The 22957-nt window shown below is 42.2% G+C and carries 20 protein-coding genes; 15 read left to right on the top strand and 5 right to left on the bottom strand.

The window, feature by feature from the left end:
• The first annotated feature begins 197 nt into the window (after positions 1–197).
• The 11 genes from JMY08_RS04025 (at position 198) to JMY08_RS03975 (ending at position 12662) form a co-directional block, all read left to right on the top strand.
• Positions 198–593 (top strand): ATP-dependent Clp protease adaptor ClpS, encoded by a 396-nt coding sequence (locus tag JMY08_RS04025; RefSeq protein WP_010200136.1) that lies wholly within the window; start codon positions 198–200, stop codon positions 591–593.
• A gap of 682 nt (positions 594–1275) precedes the next feature.
• Positions 1276–3846, top strand: a complete 2571-nt coding sequence (locus tag JMY08_RS04020; RefSeq protein ID WP_201590938.1) for an AAA family ATPase — start codon at positions 1276–1278, stop codon at positions 3844–3846.
• Positions 3847–4149: 303 nt separating this feature from the next.
• Positions 4150–4887 (top strand): uracil-DNA glycosylase, encoded by a 738-nt coding sequence (locus JMY08_RS04015; protein WP_201590935.1) that lies wholly within the window; start codon positions 4150–4152, stop codon positions 4885–4887.
• A 15-nt stretch (positions 4888–4902) separates the two neighbouring features.
• The gene (gene tadA, locus JMY08_RS04010; protein ID WP_227679585.1) at positions 4903–5481 is read left to right on the top strand and encodes a tRNA adenosine(34) deaminase TadA; all 579 of its coding nucleotides are present in this window, start codon (positions 4903–4905) and stop codon (positions 5479–5481) included.
• Positions 5482–5974: 493 nt separating this feature from the next.
• Positions 5975–6727, top strand: coding sequence for a (d)CMP kinase (gene cmk, locus JMY08_RS04005; protein ID WP_194619018.1), 753 nt, complete (start codon positions 5975–5977; stop codon positions 6725–6727).
• Positions 6728–7015: 288 nt separating this feature from the next.
• Entirely contained in the window at positions 7016–8704 is a 1689-nt protein-coding gene (gene rpsA / locus JMY08_RS04000; RefSeq protein ID WP_189580689.1) for a 30S ribosomal protein S1, read from the top strand.
• A 335-nt stretch (positions 8705–9039) separates the two neighbouring features.
• The gene (locus JMY08_RS03995; RefSeq protein WP_010200120.1) at positions 9040–9345 is read left to right on the top strand and encodes an integration host factor subunit beta; all 306 of its coding nucleotides are present in this window, start codon (positions 9040–9042) and stop codon (positions 9343–9345) included.
• 101 nt (positions 9346–9446) lie between these two features.
• Positions 9447–9851 (top strand): lipopolysaccharide assembly protein LapA domain-containing protein, encoded by a 405-nt coding sequence (locus JMY08_RS03990; RefSeq protein WP_194619017.1) that lies wholly within the window; start codon positions 9447–9449, stop codon positions 9849–9851.
• Between the two features lie 72 nt (positions 9852–9923).
• Complete coding sequence (gene pyrF, locus JMY08_RS03985) at positions 9924–10622, top strand: orotidine-5'-phosphate decarboxylase (protein WP_194619016.1); 699 nt, start codon at positions 9924–9926, stop codon at positions 10620–10622.
• A gap of 224 nt (positions 10623–10846) precedes the next feature.
• Entirely contained in the window at positions 10847–11644 is a 798-nt protein-coding gene (locus JMY08_RS03980) for a metallophosphoesterase (RefSeq protein ID WP_227669858.1), read from the top strand.
• 181 nt (positions 11645–11825) lie between these two features.
• Positions 11826–12662 (top strand): histidine phosphatase family protein, encoded by an 837-nt coding sequence (locus tag JMY08_RS03975; protein ID WP_194619014.1) that lies wholly within the window; start codon positions 11826–11828, stop codon positions 12660–12662.
• An 81-nt stretch (positions 12663–12743) separates the two neighbouring features.
• Here JMY08_RS03975 and JMY08_RS03970 read toward each other — a convergent pair whose 3' ends face one another.
• Together JMY08_RS03970 and rpsT are read right to left on the bottom strand one after the other, a co-directional pair.
• Positions 12744–13886: an FAD binding domain-containing protein gene (locus JMY08_RS03970; RefSeq protein ID WP_194619628.1), complete on the bottom strand. Its 1143-nt coding sequence runs from the start codon at positions 13884–13886 to the stop codon at positions 12744–12746.
• Positions 13887–14008: 122 nt separating this feature from the next.
• Positions 14009–14275 carry a 30S ribosomal protein S20 gene (rpsT, locus tag JMY08_RS03965; protein WP_010200097.1) on the bottom strand — a complete coding sequence of 89 codons (267 nt, stop codon included), beginning with the start codon at positions 14273–14275 and terminating at the stop codon, positions 14009–14011.
• Between the two features lie 467 nt (positions 14276–14742).
• Here rpsT and JMY08_RS03960 point away from each other — a divergent pair, with 467 nt between their 5' ends.
• The 4 genes from JMY08_RS03960 (at position 14743) to JMY08_RS03945 (ending at position 20760) form a co-directional block, all read left to right on the top strand.
• Positions 14743–15444 (top strand): NAD-dependent epimerase/dehydratase family protein, encoded by a 702-nt coding sequence (locus JMY08_RS03960; RefSeq protein ID WP_201590932.1) that lies wholly within the window; start codon positions 14743–14745, stop codon positions 15442–15444.
• 88 nt (positions 15445–15532) lie between these two features.
• The gene (rraA, locus tag JMY08_RS03955) at positions 15533–16048 is read left to right on the top strand and encodes a ribonuclease E activity regulator RraA (RefSeq protein WP_227679590.1); all 516 of its coding nucleotides are present in this window, start codon (positions 15533–15535) and stop codon (positions 16046–16048) included.
• Between the two features lie 238 nt (positions 16049–16286).
• The gene (gene mfd / locus JMY08_RS03950) at positions 16287–20042 is read left to right on the top strand and encodes a transcription-repair coupling factor (RefSeq protein WP_201590929.1); all 3756 of its coding nucleotides are present in this window, start codon (positions 16287–16289) and stop codon (positions 20040–20042) included.
• 283 nt (positions 20043–20325) lie between these two features.
• A complete protein-coding gene (locus JMY08_RS03945; RefSeq protein ID WP_189580711.1) occupies positions 20326–20760 on the top strand; it encodes an HIT domain-containing protein in 435 nt (144 codons plus the stop codon).
• Positions 20761–20954: 194 nt separating this feature from the next.
• Here JMY08_RS03945 and JMY08_RS03940 read toward each other — a convergent pair whose 3' ends face one another.
• From JMY08_RS03940 to JMY08_RS03930, 3 genes are all read right to left on the bottom strand, one after another.
• On the bottom strand, positions 20955–21857 hold the full coding sequence (locus JMY08_RS03940) for a hypothetical protein (protein WP_201590926.1): 903 nt from the start codon (positions 21855–21857) through the stop codon (positions 20955–20957).
• A 64-nt stretch (positions 21858–21921) separates the two neighbouring features.
• Entirely contained in the window at positions 21922–22206 is a 285-nt protein-coding gene (locus JMY08_RS03935; protein ID WP_201590923.1) for a hypothetical protein, read from the bottom strand.
• Positions 22207–22258: 52 nt separating this feature from the next.
• Complete coding sequence (locus tag JMY08_RS03930) at positions 22259–22957, bottom strand: hypothetical protein (protein ID WP_201590920.1); 699 nt, start codon at positions 22955–22957, stop codon at positions 22259–22261.

The following is a 22957-nucleotide window of genomic DNA, read 5'->3' as shown; positions in this document are numbered from 1 at the left end:
ATTACTCAAATTTTAATAAGCACTTGAAATTTAATGGTATGAGCCAAAGTTAGTTAAACATAATGGCTGCTAATAGCAGCTATGTGAAAGCAAAGGTGCTTTGTTACATGCCAATTATGCACCAAATAGCCTCTCTGCATAACCTCCTTTTTATTTAGAATTTACCTTATAATTATATTTTTATTATGATAAAACCTATGACTCTACAAGCTAGGCCAACCGTTTTCGATTGGCATTTTCCCAACATACCTGCACAGCGTGCTCAAGACAGTGCGCCAGAGGATGAGACGTCGCCGCAAGCAGACGTGCTCGTGGCCGAGCCAGAAGTGGCGAAGCCGCCGATGTATGCGGTCGTGATGTATAATGACAATTACACGCCGATGGAATTTGTCGTCTATGTTTTACAGTCGGAATTTCGCCACAGTGTTGATTCTGCCGTTGAAGTGATGTTGACGATTCACAATAGCAGTAAAGGTATTGCTGGTATCTATCCCAAAGATATCGCTGAAACTAAAGCCAAAAAGGTAAATAGCTTGGCTCATCGCGAAGGTTATCCATTATTGACTCAAATTGAACCACATCAAGGTGAATAGCCGTCACAACGGCTTTATTTTTTCTCAGCTTTTCACCTTGCTTGATATTATTTAATCAGCTATTTAATGCTGCCACTTCCAAGCTTATATACCCATAATATTTTTTAAAAGCCTTTTTACTAGGCAGTTCTACTATTACTTCACCGCAAATCAGCCCTTATACCTCTCCTAAGTAATCAGTCTTCTTTCTGCTTTGATCTTGATTTTTATCTCAAATAGCCTTATATACTAAACATAACGTCGTGTGATAAATGGATGTCTTGCGTTCAGTTTTTTAGCATTTCGCTATGTTCCTAATACCCTGATGATTTACGCCCTTATTTTGATAAGATCTTTTTTATTCTCAACTTCTCATTTGTGTAATTCGTTATTTTCTGACTTTCTCGTCTCCAACATCCCCTCACAAAGTGTGCTTAGATACATTTTAGTATGCGTTAATAGATTGACTATGTTTGAGTATCATGTTGAGATAAAGAAAAGCGAATATGAATTATCACAATCATTGCTAGATAGGTCGAAACACTCACTAAATGATACACGGTACACTTCAATCATCGTTTGGTCGTGTCTCTTAATAATACTAACATTGCCCTTGAACAATACATCTATCGCCCTGATTTACTACCTAACTCATTCATAAAGCTATCAATTTATAAGATAGGTACAACCGTAGGAAGTCCTTATGTTAAGTCGTCATCTTGAAGTTTCTTTGCGTTTAGCAATGACACTTGCGCGCCAAAAATCGCATGAGTATCTCACTGTTGAACATTTATTGTTGGCACTGTTAGAGAACACGCATGCTGCCAACACATTAACGGCGTGCAATGCAAATGTTTCAACGCTACGTACCGAGCTCGAGGCTTATATCAATAAGCATACGCCAACGGTAGATGCAGAAACGGAGCAATCACCACAGCCAACCCAAAGCTTTGATCGCATCCTGCAACGTGCTATTTTTCATGTGCAGTCTATTGGTGGTGGTCGTTTGGTCGAAGGCTCAGATATCTTGGTATCTATGTTTTCCGAGCACGATACTTACGCTGTTTATTTGCTCAAAAAACAAGGCATCAGTCGTCTTGAGCTGACCCAGTATTTATCACATGGTCAAGATAAAGATGAGCCATCAGAGCCTCGTGCTTCTACGACTGGAGAACGTCGTAGTGCTTCTGAAAAAACCAGCAAAGATCCGTTGGTTGAGTTCGCTACTAACCTAAACCAGCGTGCGGCAGAAGGTAAAACCGATCCATTAATTGGACGTACTTCTGAGATTGAGCGTGCGGCGCAAGTACTCTGTCGTCGCCGCAAAAATAACCCATTGTTGGTTGGTGAGCCAGGGGTTGGTAAAACGTCTATCGCTGAAGGTTTGGCATGGTTAATTATCAATGATAAAGCACCAAAGCCGCTTAACGGCTGTGTGATTTATAGCTTAGATATTGGCTCACTCATTGCTGGTACTAAGTACCGTGGTGATTTTGAAAAGCGTATGAAATCGCTCCTTGATGCAATGAAGAAAAAGCCCAATGCCATCTTGTTTATCGATGAGATTCACATGATTATTGGTGCAGGCTCTTCAATGAGTAGCAACATGGATGTGTCTAACCTAATCAAACCGGCGCTTGCCAACGGTGAATTGCGTTGTATTGGTTCAACGACCTTCACTGAGTATCGTCAGGTGTTTGAAAAAGACCATGCACTCTCGCGTCGTTTTCAAAAAATTGATGTGAAAGAGCCAAGTGTCGATGACAGTATCGATATTTTACGGGGTCTCAAACCGCGTTACGAAGAGTTTCACAACGTTGAATATACAGATGAAGCATTAGTCACCGCTGTACAGTTATCGGCCAAGCATATTCACGAGCGCTTTTTACCTGATAAGGCAATTGATGTTATCGATGAAGCTGGTGCTTATAAGCGTTTAGGCGTGATTCCGGATACCGATGATATCGAAGCAGAAGAAAGCTTCATTGCTGATTTGGAGCAAGACTTCGATGCGCAGATTGATGCCGATGTTGAAGCTCTTGAGAGCGATATTCATAATGACATAACCAGTAATGACGACGATAATGAAATGCAGGATGAAGCCAATACTGCAAAAGCCAATGATCGTGCTAAATCATCTGATGAGTCAAAAGCGGCGAAGGCCAAGAAAAAACCACCGATGAAAATCGATGTGGCAGACATTGAAGCCATCGTGGCCAAGCTTGCGCGTATTCCGCCCAAGTCGGTATCAAGCGATGATAAGAGTATTCTTGAGCATTTAGATCGTGATCTTAAGCATTTAGTATTTGGTCAAGACGAAGCGATTGAGACCTTGGCAGATGCCATTAAATTGTCTCGTGCGGGTCTAAAAGCGCCAGATAAGCCAATTGGGTCATTTATGTTTGCCGGTCCGACAGGGGTTGGTAAGACAGAAGTATCGCGTCAGTTGGCAAAATTATTAGGCGTAGAATTGGTGCGCTTCGATATGTCAGAATATATGGAAGCCCATACCGCATCACGTCTGATTGGTGCGCCTCCCGGCTATGTCGGTTTTGATCAAGGTGGACTGCTTACTGAAAAAATCAATCAGCATCCGCATTGTGTTTTATTGCTTGATGAGATTGAAAAAGCGCATCCTGATGTGTTCAACTTGTTATTACAAGTGATGGATCATGGTACGTTGACGGATAATAACGGTCGTGTCGCTATCTTTAAGCAAGTGATTGTCATTATGACCACCAACGTGGGTGCTGATAGTATTAGCCGCTCTTCGATGGGCTTTACCCAGCAAGATCATAGCCGTGATAATACAGAATCGCTCAAACGTGTCTTTACCCCTGAATTCCGCAACCGCTTAGATGCCACCATTCAGTTCAATTCACTAGATACATCAGTGGTAGTATCAGTGGTCGATAAATTCTTGGTTGAGCTACAAGTACAGCTCGATGATAAGCAAGTCACGCTAGAGATTGATGATGAAGTACGTGATTACTTGGCTGTAAAAGGATATGACCGTTTGATGGGTGCGCGTCCGATGCAGCGTCTGATTCAAGATGAAATCAAAAAACCATTGGCAAGTATGATTTTGTTTGGAGATTTGGTTAACGGTGGGGTTGTTCATCTTACCTTAGAGCCTGAAGCGGGCGATGAGCAAGATGGTGCTACTATGAAACTGGATAAGGTATCGGATAAAGGTTCAGCGAATAGTCGGATTATCTTAACAGTCGTTGAGACCCATGAGCCGCGCTCAGACTCTGAATCATTGGCCAGCTAAACGGTTTTACATTAGCTTTATAAAAACGGCTACCATATCTCTGTGGTAGCCGTTTTTTTGTTGCTATAATTTATCAACAAACCTCACATCATTTTTTGTTACCATCAACTTTTAAACCACGCTATAGTCAGTGAAAAGTAATATCAAACCATCACGCACTGCTGATACCAATTTTTCTTTCTTGCTGTGCTTGCGCAGACAGAGGTTACAAAAAATTAATATCAGCAATACCATCGCGTTTCTAGGATATTTTAACTATAGTTACGAAGTAATTATTCATAACAAATATAATAAGGATGTACCATGGAACTGTTTGACGAACAGCCGACGAAGACCCCAGAGCAAAGGCAAGCGATTTTAGACAATGTCCGTCTACCAGCAGATTGGAAAACGGCACTAGCAGATGAATTGACCTCTGAAAATATGGATAACCTACGAGCTTTTTTGAAGGAAGCGTACCAATCAGAGGAAAGTGTTTATCCACCTGCACCGCTGATGTTCAATGCCTTTAACCTAACCCCTTTATCGAAGGTTAAAGTCGTTATCTTAGGACAAGACCCTTATCATCGTCCAGGTCAGGCAATGGGGCTATCTTTTTCTGTGCCCAAAGCGATTCCCAAGCCGCCGTCACTTAATAACTTACTCAAAGAAATGGCCAATGATATCGGTACTAGTTACTCAGCGCATGGTGATTTAACGTATTGGGCGCAGCAAGGAGTTTTACTCTTGAACAGCTCATTAACGGTGCGAGAAGGTGAGCCGAATAGTCATCAAAATAAAGGTTGGGAGCAGTTTACCGATGCCGTGATTGATGTGGTCAATGAACAAACGGAGCACACGATATTTATATTGTGGGGCAGTAAAGCGCAGAAAAAAGGCAAGTATATCGATACTGAAAAACATTTAATCTTAACGGCTGTGCATCCTTCACCGCTGGCTGCCAATCGTGGTGGATTTTTTGGTTCCAAGCCATTTTCTAAAACCAATGATTACTTGGTACAGTATGGACAAACACCAATTGACTGGCAATTACCACAATAGATAACAAATAATCTAATGATAAATTTACACTCTCATCCGTTAATACCTAGCCAATTGGCCGCTATTGAAGTAGAAATGTCACTTGCAAACAGTACATTTTGGTCGCTGCAAGACGTTAAATGGATGCAAAAAGCATTGCTACTGGCTAAACAAGGGGCTGCACTCGGAGAAGTGCCAGTAGGCGCAGTGTTGGTACACAATCAGCAGATCATCGGGCAAGGCTTCAATGAGCCAATTGGACGCCATGACGCGACTGCTCATGCTGAGATAGTTGCGCTAAGGGATGCGTGCGCGCGTTTAAAAAACTACCGCCTGCCATTACAGACAACTTTGTACGTAACTTTAGAGCCCTGTACGATGTGTGTTGGCGCACTCATTCATGGCCGTGTGGATAGACTGGTCTATGCGGCGAGCGAACCTCGAGCGGGCATGGTTGGTAGTCAAATGAACTTAGCCATGCAGCCTTTTTATAATCATAGTATTCAAGTTGATGAAGGTTTATGCCGTGAGCATAGTAGTCAGATGCTAAAGCATTTTTTTCGTGAACGTCGCCGCGCCGCCAAAAAAAGTAAAAACACTGTCATTAACAATTAGGGTCTGTTGAACATATAAAATATTAGGACTGCTGATCGCTAAAATCTTCCCAAACTAGGCGTAAACCGACGATAATGTCGAGACCTTAGCTAGGTTTACAACAACGTTTGGGGTGATTTTAGCATCAGCCTTTCAGGGCAGGGCTATTTTTGCCAATACATGGCGAAATTGTCTAACCTAGAATGACTAGGCGTCAAAAATTTCACTGCGTATTGTCTAAAAAATAGCCACTGCCAGTGCCACATTTGAATGTTCAGCAGACCCTAAAACAGACATTCAACAAGATATCAGTCTTGTGGCTAGTGATAGCGTGGTTTTTTTGCTATAATATCGCCCTATTTGATTGCTAATAAGTTAGTGGTCTAACAAACAGTTGATAATTAAGTAAATATTGCGTTGTTACTGTTGCATAAGTAGCATTCTAGCTAATATGCTTTTTAATATAAAAGCAGCCATATAAGCAGTGCCTACTATTAAGTGATAAGTGAGTCCTATGACCGTCTCTACACCTACTAATGATAATAGCCAAGCGCAGCCAGTGCGTTATCCTGTTATTTGTATTGACGGTCCAAGTGGCGCAGGCAAAGGCACGGTAACTTGGCGTCTGGCACAAGCATTGGGTTATCAGCTGTTAGATTCAGGCGCTTTATATCGCATCGTTGGTCTAAAGGCGTTTGAAGCAGGATTGATTACTGCCGATGCTAGCAAAGCGATTGATGAGATGGCTGTATTGCATCTGACACAAAGCTTGGACATTGCTTTTGTGCCTAATAATAAGTCAGGCCGTGTCGATATCATCGTTAATGGCGAAGCAGTGGGTGAGCAAGTACGTAACGAAACGATTGGTGGTTACGCCTCACAAGTGGCTGTCTATCCAAAGGTTCGTAATGCCTTGCTAACGCTACAACAAGACATGGCAACCCGTTCAGGCCTAGTGGCTGATGGTCGCGATATGGGTACAGTGGTGTTCCCAGATGCTGACGTTAAAGTATTTTTGACTGCCAGCGCGGAAGCACGTGCCAAGCGCCGTGTCACACAGCTAATGGAAGCGGGACAAGTAGCAGATTTTGAGGAAATATTAACGACGATTAAAGCCCGTGATGATCGTGATGAAAATCGTACGACAGCACCATCAAAGCCAGCAGACGATGCCTTAGTATTGGATAGCTCGATGCTAGATGCAAATGCGGTTTATGAGCAGATAAAAAAACACTGCCAGAATCAGGGTGTCTGCTTTAATAGCTAATAGAAACAACATATTGAGCACTAAATAGTTTCCTATATCTTTGATTTTAGTATAAAATTATAGTATGTCGGATAAGCAGTGATTAGAACAACGTTGTCGTTTTAATAACACAAGACAGTTGTTGCTAATGAGCTCTATAAACATTGTGTTTATGAATAATGCGCTTATTAGCAACAAACGTTTTTTTATATGACTATGTAGGATATAAAACCAGTATTCCGTTTTATATAGTCATAAATTTGATCCGTACTGTGCTGGACAGGATACGGCTATACAAAGGTAGACATAATGGAATCATTTGCTGAACTATTTGAAGCGAGCATCGAAGAAACAGGTCTTGATATCGAGCGTGGCTCGGTTATCACAGGTACTGTTGTAGCCATCGATAGTGATTGGATTACAGTAGATACTGGTCTTAAGTCTGAAGGTATCGTCGCTCGTGAAGAGTTTTTAAGCGAAGAAGGCGAACTTGAAGTTGAAGTTGGCGATAGTGTCGATGTTGTGGTTGAAGCGGTTGATAACGGTATGGGTCAAACCTTACTGTCACGCGAAAAAGCCAAACGCGTTGAGACTTGGAATTTCCTTGAGAAAATCTCTGACAATGATGAGATCGTTAAAGGTATTATTTCTAGCAAAGTTAAAGGCGGCTTTACCGTAGATATCGGTTCAGTACGCGCGTTTTTGCCAGGTTCATTGGTAGATGTACGTCCTATCCGTGATACCACGCATCTTGAAGGCAAAGAGCTAGAATTCAAAGTCATCAAACTTGATCAAAAACGCAACAACGTTGTGGTTAGCCGTCGTGCAGTTATGGAAGCTGAAAACTCAGCTGAGCGCGAAGAGCTATTGAACAAGCTTGAAGAAGGTATCGAGATCGAAGGTATCGTTAAGAACCTTACTGATTACGGTGCATTCGTTGACCTAGGTGGTATCGATGGTCTATTGCACATCACTGACATGGCATGGCGCCGTATCAAGCACCCATCTGAGGTGGTTGAAGTTGGTCAAGACCTAAAAGTTAAAGTATTGAAGTTTGACCGTGAGCGCAATCGCGTTAGCCTAGGTCTAAAACAACTTGGTACTGATCCTTGGGATAACGTTGGCGGCACATACCCAGTGGGTAGCGTTGTTAAAGCACGCGTTACTAACCTAACTGATTATGGTTGTTTTGCTGAGATTTCTGAAGGCATCGAAGGTCTAGTGCACGTGTCAGAAATGGATCATACCAACAAAAACATCCACCCATCAAAAGTAGTTCAAGTGGGCGATGAAGTTGAAGTAATGATTCTTGATATCGATGAAGAACGTCGTCGTATCAGCCTAGGTATCAAACAGACTCTAGCCAATCCATGGGATGAGTTTGATAAGAAACATGAGCGCGGTGATAAAATCACTGGTACGATCAAATCAATCACTGACTTCGGTATCTTTATCGGTTTAGATGGTGGTATTGATGGTCTGGTTCATCTATCTGATATCTCTTGGAACGAAACTGGCGAAGATGCTATCCGTAACTACAATAAAGGCGACACCGTTGAAGCAATGGTATTGTCTGTAGATGCAGAAGCTAACCGTATCAGCCTAGGCGTTAAGCAGCTAAGCTCTGATCCATTCAACGAATACCTAGTCAACAATGACCGCGGTGCTATCGTTAATGGTAAAGTGAAAGAAGTAGACGCTAAAGGTGCTACTATCGAACTTGCTGACGAAGTAGAAGCTTATCTACGTGCCTCTGAGATCCAACGTGACCGCGTTGAAGATGCGACTAAGCATCTAACAGTTGGTGATGATGTTGAAGCTAAAATCATCAGTGTTGATCGTAAAACACGCAACATCAACTTGTCTATCAAAGCGAAAGACGAAGCTGAAGAGCGTCAAGCGATTAAAGATCTTGGTAGCACTAGCACGACTGCTGCTCCAGGAACTGATGCACAGCCAAAAACAATTGGTGACTTGATCAAAGAACAAATGCAGTAAGTTGCTAAGCTATTGATATAAAAGTAATGTAAAAAAAGCGACTCCGGTCGCTTTTTTTTATGATTAAATTTGTATAACGTGGTCAGTAATGGAAGTTTTTGCTCAAACAGACAAACTCTTATTTCCATTTATCCTAATATCCGCTATCATTTGCAACATTGAGTAACAATATATCAGTCGGATTTAGTTTTATATAAATAATATCGGCTTATAGAAGCAGTTGTGACTTTAGATGTTTCTAAGTTAATTCAGTATAATGCTATAAATAGTCATCGTAAAAACCAAATTTTGACTCACAATCATTTTATCCATTAATCAACAGGGCAAGCGTCATAATGCAGCAAGCGATTAACAAATCCGAATTTATTAGTAATTTGAGTGCGAATTGTGAAAATATAACTGACACAGTTGTAGATGATGCAGTACGTGAAATATTAAATTTGATGACCCATACTTTAGCCAATGATGGTCGGGTAGAGGTTCGTGGGTTTGGTAGTTTTTGTCTACATCATCGCCGCGCTCGTATGGGGCGCAACCCAAAAACAGGGGAAAGCGTGCCTGTACCTGCCAAAGCTATTCCGCATTTTAAGCCGGGTAAAGCACTACGTGAAGCCGTAAATGATAAAGTAGCAAATAACTAGTAGTGGCTATGTTAGTACTGGTAATAGATGTGTTAATTGATGATGCACTCTAGAATGCTATCTTTAAACTGTTAGCTCCATTCAAAACTGAGGTATCTTTCATGCGCTTTTTACTGTTTGTATTACTGTTTTTAAGCTTTGCTTATTCGCTTGGCTTGGTATTAGCAAATAATACTGAGGTTGGCGTAAACTTGCTGTTCTCACAAGCACCGACGATGAATTTGGGGCTGCTGCTGATACTCTGTTTAATACTCGGTATAATTATCGGTATTTTGCTAGCATTGCTTATCTTCCGCGTCTTACAAAATAAGTGGGAAATCTCGCGCCTTAACAAGGCCAACAATCATTTGCAAGAGCAATTGACCCAAGCCAATGTCGTTATTGATCGTCAAGCAAATGCACCAACAGTAGAAGATGCGGTCTACGGGACAGCGGCGACCCAGACTCAAGATACAGCAGTTAATATAGATGAAGGCTCTACTTTGATTAAGCATAAGCGAGACTAAGCGGCTTGATAATGGCGGCGCGGCTAATTTTAAAAATACAATGCTTTTATAACTCTGATATATGGCAAAACCATGAATAATATAACTAACTCTCCAGTCATCGTTGCTTTAGATAACATGACTTTAGATGCATCCTTGGCGCTAGCTGATCAATTAGACCCAACGTTATGTCGATTAAAAGTGGGTAAAGAGCTGTTTACTCGTTGTGGCCCTGATATCGTCAAGGCATTGCATCAGCGTGACTTTGAGGTGTTCTTGGACTTAAAGTTTCATGATATTCCTAATACCACGGCTCAAGCAGTATTGGCGGCAGCTGAGCTTGGCGTATGGATGGTTAATGTCCATGCAAGCGCGGGCTTAGAGGCGATGTCATTGGCCAAACAACGCCTGTTAGACGGTAATTTTGAGACCTTGTTGATTGCCGTCACTGTGCTGACTTCTATGGACAATCAAGCATTGATGCAAACGGGCATCACGGACGGTTTAGATGCGCAAGTCAGCCGCCTAGCACAATTGACCAAGCAAGCTGGTCTAGATGGTGTGGTGTGTTCTGCCCAAGAAGCAAAAGTGCTTAAGGCTTTATGCGGTAAAGACTTTAAGCTGATCACGCCTGGCATCCGACTCGCTGATGACAGCGCGGATGATCAAAAGCGTATTTGTACGCCGAGTCAAGCATTGATGGAGGGTTCTGATTATCTGGTCATTGGACGCTCTATTACTCAAGCGCAAAATCCTACTGCTAAACTACAGAAGATACTTCAAAGTATTTAAGTTTGAATAGATATCAAGTAAAAAGACAGCCTAAATGGCTGTCTTTTTACTTTTTGATGGACAAGGAAAAGCTGCTACACTACTTAAATTTATGCTTACAACCTTTCTAAAATATAATGGCCATATCAAAAATGTTCATCTAACTAAATATGAATATTACTATCATGAGCGTTTATCGCTAATTAGATTTTTAATAATAACGCCACTAAATGATGTTGGATAATATGAAATTACAGATATTAAGTGACTTACACATTGACAGCTATGCCCGGCAATTGCATCCGATGGGGCATATTCCTAAGACCGATGCAGACATTGTATTGGTCGCTGGTGACACCGCTAATAGTGATAGCGGCATGCCGTGGCTACAAGAGCAAGCTGCACGTTTACAGGTACCGCTTATTACCATCGCGGGAAATCATGAGTATTTCAAAGAAGATGTGCTAAATTTCGATCAGAAATTGGCAACATGGGATAATTACGATGAAACCTCAGCCAAAGGCATGCGCGTGCTCCAGTGTCAGCATATTGATATCGGAGAAGTACGCATCTTAGGGTGTACGCTATGGACTGATTATCAGTACCAAGCGAATGAGGACACTATGGTCGCTGCTAAACGCTTTATGCGGGACTATACGCAAATATATGCTGGTGATCAGCTATTCTCACCTGAGCTGTCTATGCAATTGCATGCTGAGCAGCGTCAATGGTTACAACAAGCCTTGATAACCGCGAAAACACTGGGCAAAAAAACGATAGTGATGAGTCATCATAGCATCAGTGCATTATCAGTGTCTGAGAAGTATGCCAGCCTACCCAGTAATGCAGCGTTCGTCAGTGATTTATCTGGCTGGATGCATGAAACTTGGGCGCCTACGCTGTGGGTGCATGGACATACGCACGAAGCATTTGACTATCGTATTGGTAATACCCGAGTGATTGTCAATCCACGCGCTTATCCAAACGAGGTGAGTAGTACAGCATTAGCCTTTGCTTGGGATAAAGTCATTGATATTGGTTGAGCCGTTTTTCGTGTAAATACGTTGGATCGCTAGCAGTGGCTTAGCGCATTCTGAAATAGCCTATCATTCATCATTCATCATTCATAATTGGTCTTAAAAGTCCGTTCATTATCGCTGCTTATATTGCAACTGGATTTATATTTTGTTCATTCCTGATAAAAAATCTGCTAGGCTTGCTAGCATGAGCAAATATCCTATTAGTACCCAGTCAAAACTATCCGCAGATAAGCTTGCGAGTCACACGCCAAGTGCGCCTGCGCCGTCACACTTACCTGACAGTATGATCTCTTCGGTCAGCTTATTACCTGATAATAAGCGACTGATTTTATTTACTAGGCACTCTCTACGCGAGCGTTCTGATGGTAACGGTTTTGCCAGTTATCAGTTGCCGCTCACGCCTAAAGGTCGCATATTGGCTAAGTCTTGGGGACGTTGGCTAGCAGGACACCTGCCGTATTCGCTCGATGTCGATAGCATCTCAAGTCCGATTGGGCGCTGCATTGACACGGCACAATTGATGCAAGAAGGGGCGGGGTTACAGCGTCATATTGCTCATCAATCATTGCTAGTGGAGCCGGGCAGTCTGGTTACTGAACCTGAGATTGCCAATGTCGTATTCAAAGAAATTGGTGTGCTTAACTTTATTAATCGTTTTTTGCAAGGAAACCTCGAAGGTACTAAAAATGCCTATCAAGGTGGTCTTGATATTTTATCGCTCTTTTATCAACATCAGCCGCAGCATGGGCATTTGATGCTCGCTGTTAGTCATGATACTTTGTTATCAGCTTTTTTGGCGGTAATGCTTGATGTGACCGAAATCGATTGGAATGATTGGCCTAAGATGATGGAAGGGGTGTTTTTGTGGTTCGATGACAAGCCTTTTGATCAGGCGAATGCTTATTTTGTCTGGCGTGGTGAGGTTTATATTCGTCCTGTTAGTACTTTGTTAGAAGGTTACCGTGCTGCCGGCTTTCATCCTAGCAAATTATTGCTGCCACCAAAAGTGAAGTGGACTTAATTTTCAAAGGGGTTTTATGCTTATTAAGCACAAACTTGACCCATTCATCTCAAAAATGGAAAATCAGTCGAATTTTATTTTTTATCCCTCTGTTCGGCTTTTACCATAAGAAAACTGAGAACGATCACCCACACTGCGACCATGTTTCCATAATTGCATGCCATGCGATAGCTGGTTACTCTCCCATGCCTGTAAGGCTTTAGGAACGTTATGACTATGGTCAACGAGTGCCTCTACCAACGAAATAGCGTTTGCTGCTGCTTTTGCCGTACCCGCTGCTGTATGAGGCCGAGGAATAAAAGCGGCATCTCCTATCAGTGCCATTCTATCGAAAGCCATCTGCGGCACTGTTAAGTCTAAAATCGACTGTACAAAAGGCTCTTTAGTCGCGGCTACTAATTTTTTGAAGGGGTCAGCGAGTACAAGATCTGCGTAGCTTCGCATTGCTCGATCAACAGCAGGCGACATCATTCCTGGCGGCACAGAATGCGTTCTACATTTACTGTTTTTGTCGGTAAGTATATGAGCTAACTCCGTTTTCTCATCATAGTTAACGTACCAAACCCAGTTAAATCGGCGTTTTCCTGGAACCAGCGATTCGTTTTCACCAGGAATGACGTAGGCCAAAATATGCGAGTTTGGAAAATCATAAAATACAAACCGTTCAGTAAATATCTTAGCCACTTCTGGCGCTAAGTCAGCTTCGTCGATCAAACCTCTATAAGCCACGTAACCTGCATATTGAGGCTCATAAGTGGGCAAAAGCTGTTGGCGTACAGTTGAATTTGGCCCGTCAGCACCAATCAATAAATCTCCAGTTTCACAAGAGCCATCAACAAAAACAGCTGTTACTTTAGCACCTTTTGATTGTACCTGCGCTAATACTTTACCTTGATGATAATGCTTATCTGGAAAGTGTCTTCGCATCGAGCGATAAAGAATATTCCAAGAGGTGAGCGTCTGACGCATGGCCATTTTTTCAATTGAGCCATTTTTTTGCAGATAATAGCGCTCAAGAGCATCGACGCCTAGCTTATCTGTCGCAATTCCCGCCTTTTTAAGAGCAGTCACGACATCAGCTTGCAAAACAACACCACCGCCTCTGCTATCCAAATCATGAGCAGAACGCTCGTAAATATCTACTTGCCAGCCAATAGAACGTAATAGTGTCCCTGAAAACAGCCCAGCTAAAGAACCACCGATCACGATTGCACGCTTAGTCATTGATTCCACTGAGCCTCTCCTAAATATCCATATACAAATAAGAATAGCATAAAAAAACCTTGCCCCAGTATTAGAACCAGTGACAAGGTTTTTTTATGCTTACGGTCTAAACAGAACAAATCTTAAGCTTGAAGGCCTTTGATTGTTTTGTTTAGGCGGCTCTTACGACGAGCAGCTTTATTCTTATGAATAATACCTTTGTCAGCCATACGATCAAGAACCGGTACCGCTTTTTTGTAAGCTTCGGTAGCCGCGTCATAATCTTTAGCTGCGATTGCCGCATCAACACGTTTTAAGTAAGTACGAACCATAGAGCGTTGTGACGCAGAGTTCTGACGACGTTTGGTGTTTTGACGGGCGCGTTTACGAGCTTGTGCAGTATTAGCCACGCGTATCTCCTTGATAAAGACAGATAAAAATATGAATGTTGATTGCAATAATGGGTTTAACAATCATCGGTGACGAGCAGCCTCTCGCCAAACATGATGTCGATGTCTGATATTAATAGGGTATCTAATATCAATAGATCATCGCAAGCGTCAGAACTGTTTGGAATAATTAAACAGCGTTGACGTGTAAAGCCGGTTATCTTAGCAAATTATTGCGCTTAGAACAATATATTTGATGGTTAATGCTCAAAGTAGTTAAACTATTTGCTAATATTTTACTTTATTAGGCTATTAAGAGTAAAGTCAGCTGCCAAGTCATACCTATCACTGACAAAATCTCTTACAATAAACTGTGCTTAATGAGCTCAGTTATCTGTTAATTTAGGTATGATAGAGGAGCAATCTGTCTTTACGGATATGTCTTCTCATAATCATGGATTTTCTAACATTATATAAATGGATAAGGTATGCAGCGAAAAGCAATTATGATTGGCGCGACAGGATTGGTGGGGGAACACCTTGTCAAACAATTGAGTGAGCTTTACGACACGTTGATTGTGATTGCACGGCATCCGCCACGCTACATCAATGCCAGTATGCGCTTTTATCAGGTCAATGACTTCGACAATCTAAGCGAAATATTTGTCAGTGTGGGTGTTGACCGAACGACAGATGCCTTTAGTTGCCTCGGTACCACAAAAAAGCAGGCTGGCAGTGACGAAGCGTTTCGAAAAGTCGATCATGATTATAATATGAACTTTGCCAAACTATGCCACGATAAAGGCGTTGAAAATTTCTTTTTATTGTCTTCAATGAATGCCGATATCGACAGTCGGTTTTTGTACAATCGAGTAAAGGCTGAAACTGAACAGTCAATTAGCGCATTAGATTTTGCGCAGCTAGTGATTTTTCGCCCATCATTGTTACTTGGTAAACACAAGGGACGTCCGCTTGAAAGCCTTGGTCAAAAAGCCTTTAAACTTATCTCACCGTTATTGTCAGAGTCTTTATCGTTGCATCCCATTTCTGCCAAGCGCGTCGCTAGTGCAATGGCGATGAGCGCCAATGATATTTATCAGCGTAGTAAATACCGTACGGAACCGCTAATTAAGCATACTAATATTATCGAAAATAAGCAGATGCTGGCGATGACCAGAGTGAAAAAATAGCCTAAGTAGTATATCAAAAAAAGTTAAAATCAATCATAAGTAGTTAGGGAGCTTGATCATGTCAGACACGATGCCAGAATCAACCGCGATGAATAAAGAGAACTTTGTGACCTGTGATTTATTGGATGCCAATCCTGAGTCTCAGGTATGTTTGCCTAATATCGAAGGCAAGTCGTTTCATCGTTTTGGTGGCAAAGACAGATTTTGCGGTGAAATCGTGACGGTGAAATGCTTTGAAGACAATAGCCGTGTAAAGTCATTACTGAACAGCGATGGTAAAGACCAAGACGGTAATGGCAAAGTATTGGTGGTCGACGGCGGTGGCTCAATGCGTTGCGCGCTGTTAGGCGATATGATTGCGCAGTCAGCGATTGATAATGACTGGGCAGGGGTCGTGGTGTACGGCTGTGTTCGTGATGTCGATGATATGGCAGCAATGAATATCGGTGTCATGGCGCTTGGTTGTATCCCGCGCAAGTCGAATCGCCGCGATGAAGGCCAGACGGACATTGAAATTAGCTTTGGTGATTTAATGCTAAATTCTGGCATGTTTGTCTACGCAGACAATAATGGCATTATCGCTAGCGACAAGCCATTAATTTAAAAACAGCTTATAATTCAAAAACAGCTTAATGAATATAACTCAAAAACCTCAGCTTAACCGTTGAGGTTTTTACATTTAATCATCCTGTCTTTATGTACGAATATGATTTTTATCAACTATTTAGTTGTTGGGTTTTTAATAAAAATGCTAAGTGACAAACCGTTACGGCATAAATTTTGGTAATTGCTGAAATATTCGTATAATAGCTTTCTGACTCTTAACATTGATCCTATCCTTTATGCCTATCACTGCTTTGACTGACGCCTTTGATCCGATTAACCAGCAGTTGTTTCCTATCCAGAATGCCCAGCGGCGTTGGCTGGTACCTGTGCATGGGGCCGTCAGCAGTTTGTGGCTGGCAAGTCTGGTACAAACGCCGCTATGGAATGTTGCTGACCGTTTGAAGGTTGTGGTAACCCGTGACCAAAACCAGCTCAATCAGATAGAGACGGAATTGGCATTTTGCGGGGTCGATGCTTATGTGTTCCCCGATTGGGAGACATTGACTTATGATGAGCTGTCCCCGCATCAAGATATTGTCAGTGAGCGTATCAATCTATTAACCGATATGCCAACGACAGGGGTGCTGCTCATCTCGGTTCAAGCTTTGATGCATCGGGTCGCACCGCCAAGCTGGCTGATAGGGCAGCATTTTGATTTGAGTGTGGGTGATCGATTTGATATCAACACTCAACGTGGTCTATTGGCAAAGGCAGGTTACCGTGCAGTTGAGAATGTCTTTGAGCCGGGCGAATTTGCCGTACGCGGTAGCATCATTGATATCTTTGCGATGGGTCAGCCGTTTCCGCTACGTCTAGATCTGTTTGACGATGAAATTGAGACCATTCGCTTCTTTAATCCGCAGACCCAGCGGACGTTGACTGTCGATGACCTTAAAACGATGATGAGTGGCAATGATAGTAGCATGGGCAAAGAGTCATTGTCGCTACTGCATAAACTGCCAGATATCTCAAAGCCTATCCAGCAATTTCAAATCCTACCGGCGAAAGAGTTCCCACTCGATGAAGGGCGTGAGACTTTCCGCACCAACTTTGCTGCCATGTTCCCTAGTGCCAGTAGTCGTAAGTTTGAGCTGCATAAAGATGTGATGGCAGGTATCGCCAGTAGCGGATTAGAATACTACCAACCATTATTTTTTGATTTAAAGGATTGGGAGGCGGAGAGTAGCTTATTTGCCTATTTACCAAGCGATGCCCTATTTGTAACAGATGAGCTAATTAACGAAAAGCAAGCAGATTACTGGTCACAGATTCAGCGCCGTTATGAAGAGCGTCGTCATGATATTGACAAGCCTATTGTCGCCCCTGAATTGTTGTATTTATTATCAAATACTTTAAACGAGCACCTCAACCACTATCCACGCGTGATTCTCAGTGCCCGTAATGAATTGGCTACCATGACCGATGTCGCTGCGATTGACAGCGATGATGCGTTATTAGAAGATGCTTCATTGTTAGAGGTTGAACAACAGTCAGATTCACAGCCACAACTGCCACTTGCGGCAAATAAACAGCAAGGCTTGGTGACGTTAAGCGCGCTAGAGCCACCGCAATTATCAGTGAATCATCAAAAAGCTGAACCTCTCACGGAGTTATTAGAATTTTTAGCGCTACAAGCGCAAACGGCGACACCAGTATTAATCGTTGCCGAAACAGCAGGTCGCCGTGAGATTCTGATTGAGCTGTTTAAAGGTAAAATAGACATCAAAGCTTATGATAGCTTTGAAGCGTTTTTAGCAGCTGATAAAACTACTGGACTCAATGATAAAAAGCTACCACAGGTTGGTCTCACGGTTGCACCCATTGAACGCGGCGTTTATGTCCCTGAGCGTTTAGTGCTGATTAGTGAGACGCAATTATTTGGTCGGCAAGTACTGCAAACGCGTCGCCGTCGTCAAAGCGGTGTGTCAGAAGAGTTTTTGGTTAAGAGTGTCACCGAGATAACCGAAGGCAGCCCTGTGGTGCATATCGAGCACGGTATCGGTCGCTATAATGGTCTGATTACACTAGATGTGGGTGATGGCGAGCAAGAGTTTATTCATTTGAAATACGCTGATGATGCCAGTATTTATGTGCCAGTCGCCAATCTACAAATGATCAGCCGTTATAGTGGCGGTGATCCTGCACTTGCGCCATTGCATAAAATCGGCAGCGGCAAATGGGACAAAGCCAAGCAAAAAGCTTTGGAGCAAATTCATGATGTTGCTGCTGAACTGCTCAATATGCAAGCACGGCGTGAAGCTAAAGTCGGCATTCATTTTAAAATCGACTCATCACAGTATGAGCTGTTTGCCAGTCAATTTGCTTTTGAAGAAACACCCGATCAAGCCAATGCTATCCATGCCGTTATGGAGGACATGAGGCAAAACCAACCAATGGATCGCCTCATATGCGGTGATGTAGGTTTTGGTAAAACTGAAGTCGCTATGCGCGCTGCGTTCATTGCGGTTAGTGCTGGCTATCAAGTAGCGGTATTGGTACCGACGACTTTGCTGGCAGGTCAGCATGAAGACAATTTTCGCGATCGCTTTGCTGATTGGCCGGTACGAGTCGAAACGCTGTCGCGCTTTGGCGGTAAAAAGCATCAAGATACGGTATTGGCTGACTTGACGGCTGGTAAAGTTGATATTGTTATCGGCACTCATAAGTTATTACAACCGGATGTGAAGTTTTCTAATTTGGGCCTGATGATTGTCGATGAAGAGCATCGATTCGGTGTGCGTCATAAGGAGCGTATTAAGGCGATTCAGACCGATGTAGATAGTATGTCGATGACAGCGACCCCAATCCCTAGAACGCTTAATATGGCGCTCTCCGGTATGCGTGATATGTCGATTATTGCTACGCCACCTGCTCGTCGTCTGGCGATTAAAACCTTTGTCATGCAAAAAACAGAAGCATTAATGAAAGAGGCTATCTTGCGCGAGTTACTGCGCGGTGGTCAGGTGTATTTGCTTCATAACGATGTTGCCAGTATCGAGCGTATGGCTGAGACCATTCGCGAGCTAGTACCAGAGGCGCGAGTAGGGGTCGCTCATGGTCAAATGCAAGAGCGCCAACTTGAACAAGTAATGCAGCAGTATTATCATAAAAAATTCAACGTCCTGATATGCTCGACCATTATCGAAACCGGTATTGATGTGCCGAATGCCAATACCATTATCATTGAGCGCGCTGACAAGTTTGGCTTGGCGCAATTGCATCAGCTGCGTGGTCGTGTAGGTCGTAGCCATCATCAAGCGTATTGTTACTTACTTGTGCCGTCTATTAAGGGTCTCAAAGGTGATGCCAAGCGACGCTTACATGCTATTGAACGCGCCAATACGCTGGGTGCAGGTTTTATGCTGGCAAGTGAAGACTTAGAGATTCGCGGGGCTGGCGAGATACTTGGTAAGCAGCAAAGTGGCAATATGCAAGCGATTGGCTTCAGTTTATATATGGACATGCTGGAACGCGCGACAAAAGCGATTAAAGCGGGTAAAGAGCCCGATTTGAGTACGCCATTGTCACTGACTAGCGAAATTAATCTGCATAGCTCGGCATTGATACCAGAAGAGTATTTGCACGATGTGCATCAGCGTTTGTTGTTTTATAAACGTATCAGTAATGCCGATGATAAAGAAGCGCTCACTGATATCCGTACCGAAATGATTGACCGTTTTGGCATATTACCCGATCAAACCAAGCAGCTTTTTGCCATTCACGGACTGCGTATACAAGCCGAGCCACTAAAGATTAATAAGATTGATGCCAATAGCAGCAGTATGACCTTAGAGTTTGCGCCTGATACACCCGTTGATGCGTTAGCGATTATTAAATTGATTCAGAGCAATGGACAGCGCTATCGTATGAATGGTGCCTCTGGTATTCGTTACCAAGATGTCGATAAACTGGCAACACCGCAGCAGCGCGTCACTGTGATCCAAGAGCTATTACGCTACTTTAGTGAGCATATGGTGACAGAGCCTGTTTAGCTTTGTTCTAAGCAACGGCTTAGCAGGTACAGGCGTCAACTATGCTACGCCAAACGAACATTCCAAGGCAATCAGTCATGGTGCTATTTTATCAACTGGATAACTGATAAAATAGCGACATTCTATATTTAGCCTATTATCTTTATACAGTCGATTCACCCTAAAAGTCATCCCAGCTGGATGCTTTATTTGTCGTATCTTTTTCATATTGAACTGGCTATAACCCATTAAGTTTTTAATTCATTTCCTTTTATTCAAGCGTCATAACAAGAGAACCGTCATTATGTTCCAACTTCATCATAAACTTGCTGCTGATAGTTTCTTAGTGGGGGATTTCCCTTTATCGACTTGTCGTCTAATTAATGATTGCCAGTTTCCTTGGTTGATATTGGTGCCACGAGTATCAGGCATCAAAGAGTTATATGAGCTGTCTGAGGCAGACCAAGTGCAGTTTTTACGTGAGTCGAGCTGGTTATCAAGCCAACTGGCCAAGACCTTTCAAGCCGACAAAATGAACGTGGCAGCACTGGGCAATCAAGTACCGCAGCTACATTTCCATCATATCGTTCGCTATCAGAACGACATGCAATGGCCAAATCCAGTATGGGGTGTCCCTGCTATACCGTATACCAACGAAGTATTGGCGCAGATGCAACAGACGCTAATGATGGCGTTACGTGGTCATCATCAAATGCCGTTTGATTGGCAAATGCAGTAAAACTTAGGTAGAGTCTCCAAAAGTATACTGAGAGATCAAACGAAAGGGGTTAGACCACCCAATGCAGTTTGAGTCAGAGTCGGGGTGTGCTGTTGGTGATTGTGTTGTCCAGATTGCGCGTGGGTTTGAGCTTGAGTGGAAAGTAATAAATATAAAAAACCACCCAAAGGTGGTTTAGAACGAAATATTAAAAACTACCCTTTTTCACTATCAAACTGCCAAATGACTTCACCCCATTGGTTATTAGGGTAATCCGGCATGATATCGCCTTGCTTAAAGTAGGCTCGGCTGTCTGCATTAGCAAACGTATGCCAGTAGCCTGATTTAGGGCAGGGCTGACCAGCTAGGCAGCGGCCTTTCGCTTGACTGGTGATTTCGGGTTTATTAGGCTTGGTTTTATTTTCATAATAGGGCGTCATGTCTTCTCCAGCCTCTTGACGCTTAATAAACTCTTCATAAGTTATTTTGTAAGGGTCGATAGAGACAAACTCACTAGTATCTATGCCTGTTTGTTTAAGTACTAGTGGTAAAGTATAGTCAGGTTGGTTTTGCTGAATCTTCAATCCCATTTTGATAGCTTTAGTCTCGAAAAAAAGTCTAGCTTCAGGAAGTCCACCATAAAGCTTACTATATTCTTTAGGCAAAGATTCATCATAGTTATTAGGGATTATTTGTTTTATTAATTCCAACTCATCGAAAACATCTAAGCTAATCAGGTAATGATGGTTGCCTGTTTCAGGGTCACTTTGCCTATTTATTCTAATATTCATAAATACATCTGTACCATGTCGCAGTTGCCATATTTGTAAATCACTGAGCTGCATCCATTGCTCAAAGTTCAAAGGGTAGGTGTAATCAAGATTAAAGTCACTTCCACCTTCTTTTGTGGCAAATGCAAAGCTGTCTTTAGGGCTTAAACGAGGTTCACTTAAACTTTTAGCATAAGTCCAACCTTTATCTTGTAGCTGTTTAAAGAAAGACATCATTTTTTTATAAGCGTTTTCGTCTGATATACCGCTTACTTTATGGTTGAATAAAAAGCCAAGATTGATTTTTGAGAGTTTGTAATTTGCTTGTTCGTCATCGTCGTAAGCCAAGACTGACATAACACCGTCAATACTTAACTCACCATTAGGATATTTAATAATGACAGTAGGCTCTTTATATTGGAAAGTCGTAACCTTGGAAAGTAACGCCCATAGGCTGAGCGTCCGCTTCTTGAAAAGCTTTATACTCAGGGTTTGTGTCGTATAACTCTTTAGCAGTCATGTTTAATGAAATTTCAATGGGTTTATCAGGCATAACAGCCTCTTTTTCTGCTTGGCAAGCAGTAGCTAAGAAAAGAAAGCTAAAGCAGATTAGAGTAATGAAAATTTTTTTAAACATAATACCAAACATGTCTTGATTGCTTGAATAATAGAATTTTATATTTTTATCCTTTTTCACCATCAAACTGCTACATGACTGGCGTAGCTATTTTGGTATGATTTGCCTTATTCTAAGGTTTAGATTTAGGGTTATACAAAGACAAATCTGTTCTATTGTCAAACTCACATGATGTCAAATCCACCATCGCATACTTCGATTGTTTTTGTTGTACAGTACATCCTTTATATTTGGTAATCTTAGGGCTACTTATGAGCTGTTGAAAAAATATTTCAGGGTTATCTGCCCCGCTTATATTTAACATTTTATATACGGCATCTTTATGGGTGTTATTAAACGGTTCATGTGGTTGATAGTTACCTCTTAAGTTAGACATCTTGACAAAATATTTATTATTCACTTTGTCCAACGAGTAATCTAAGATAGTGTCATCATAATACTGAATGACACTAAAAAAACCATATGCAGTCTCCTCAAATTGTCTGTTTTTTATTTGTTTTCTATTTTGGTTTTTGTTAAAGAAATCTCTAATCTTTTTTACGTTTTCGTCAGGTAGGAAAAATGGTTCATGAGCTTGTTTTGCCGGTGTTCTGGTAATAAGCGGAGCCCAGTCTGTTGTATTGAAATCCTCTTGGATCTGGGGTTCCATATTAGAGGATAATACGCTCTCAGCGCTGCTCTTTTCATCCAGTTGTATAGTCGATTTGACTGCTTTACCTGAATCTAGAGTGAGTGAGTCAGAAGAGGTGGCGTCACAGGCAGCAAATAATGCAGTAATTACTAGAGTAAGTGCGAGCTTTATTGTTTTCAT

Source organism: Psychrobacter sp. Pi2-51 (assembly GCF_904846665.1).
In the GTDB taxonomy this organism is placed as follows: Bacteria; Pseudomonadota; Gammaproteobacteria; order Pseudomonadales; family Moraxellaceae; genus Psychrobacter; species Psychrobacter glaciei.
This window is presented reverse-complemented; position numbering and strand designations above follow the sequence as displayed.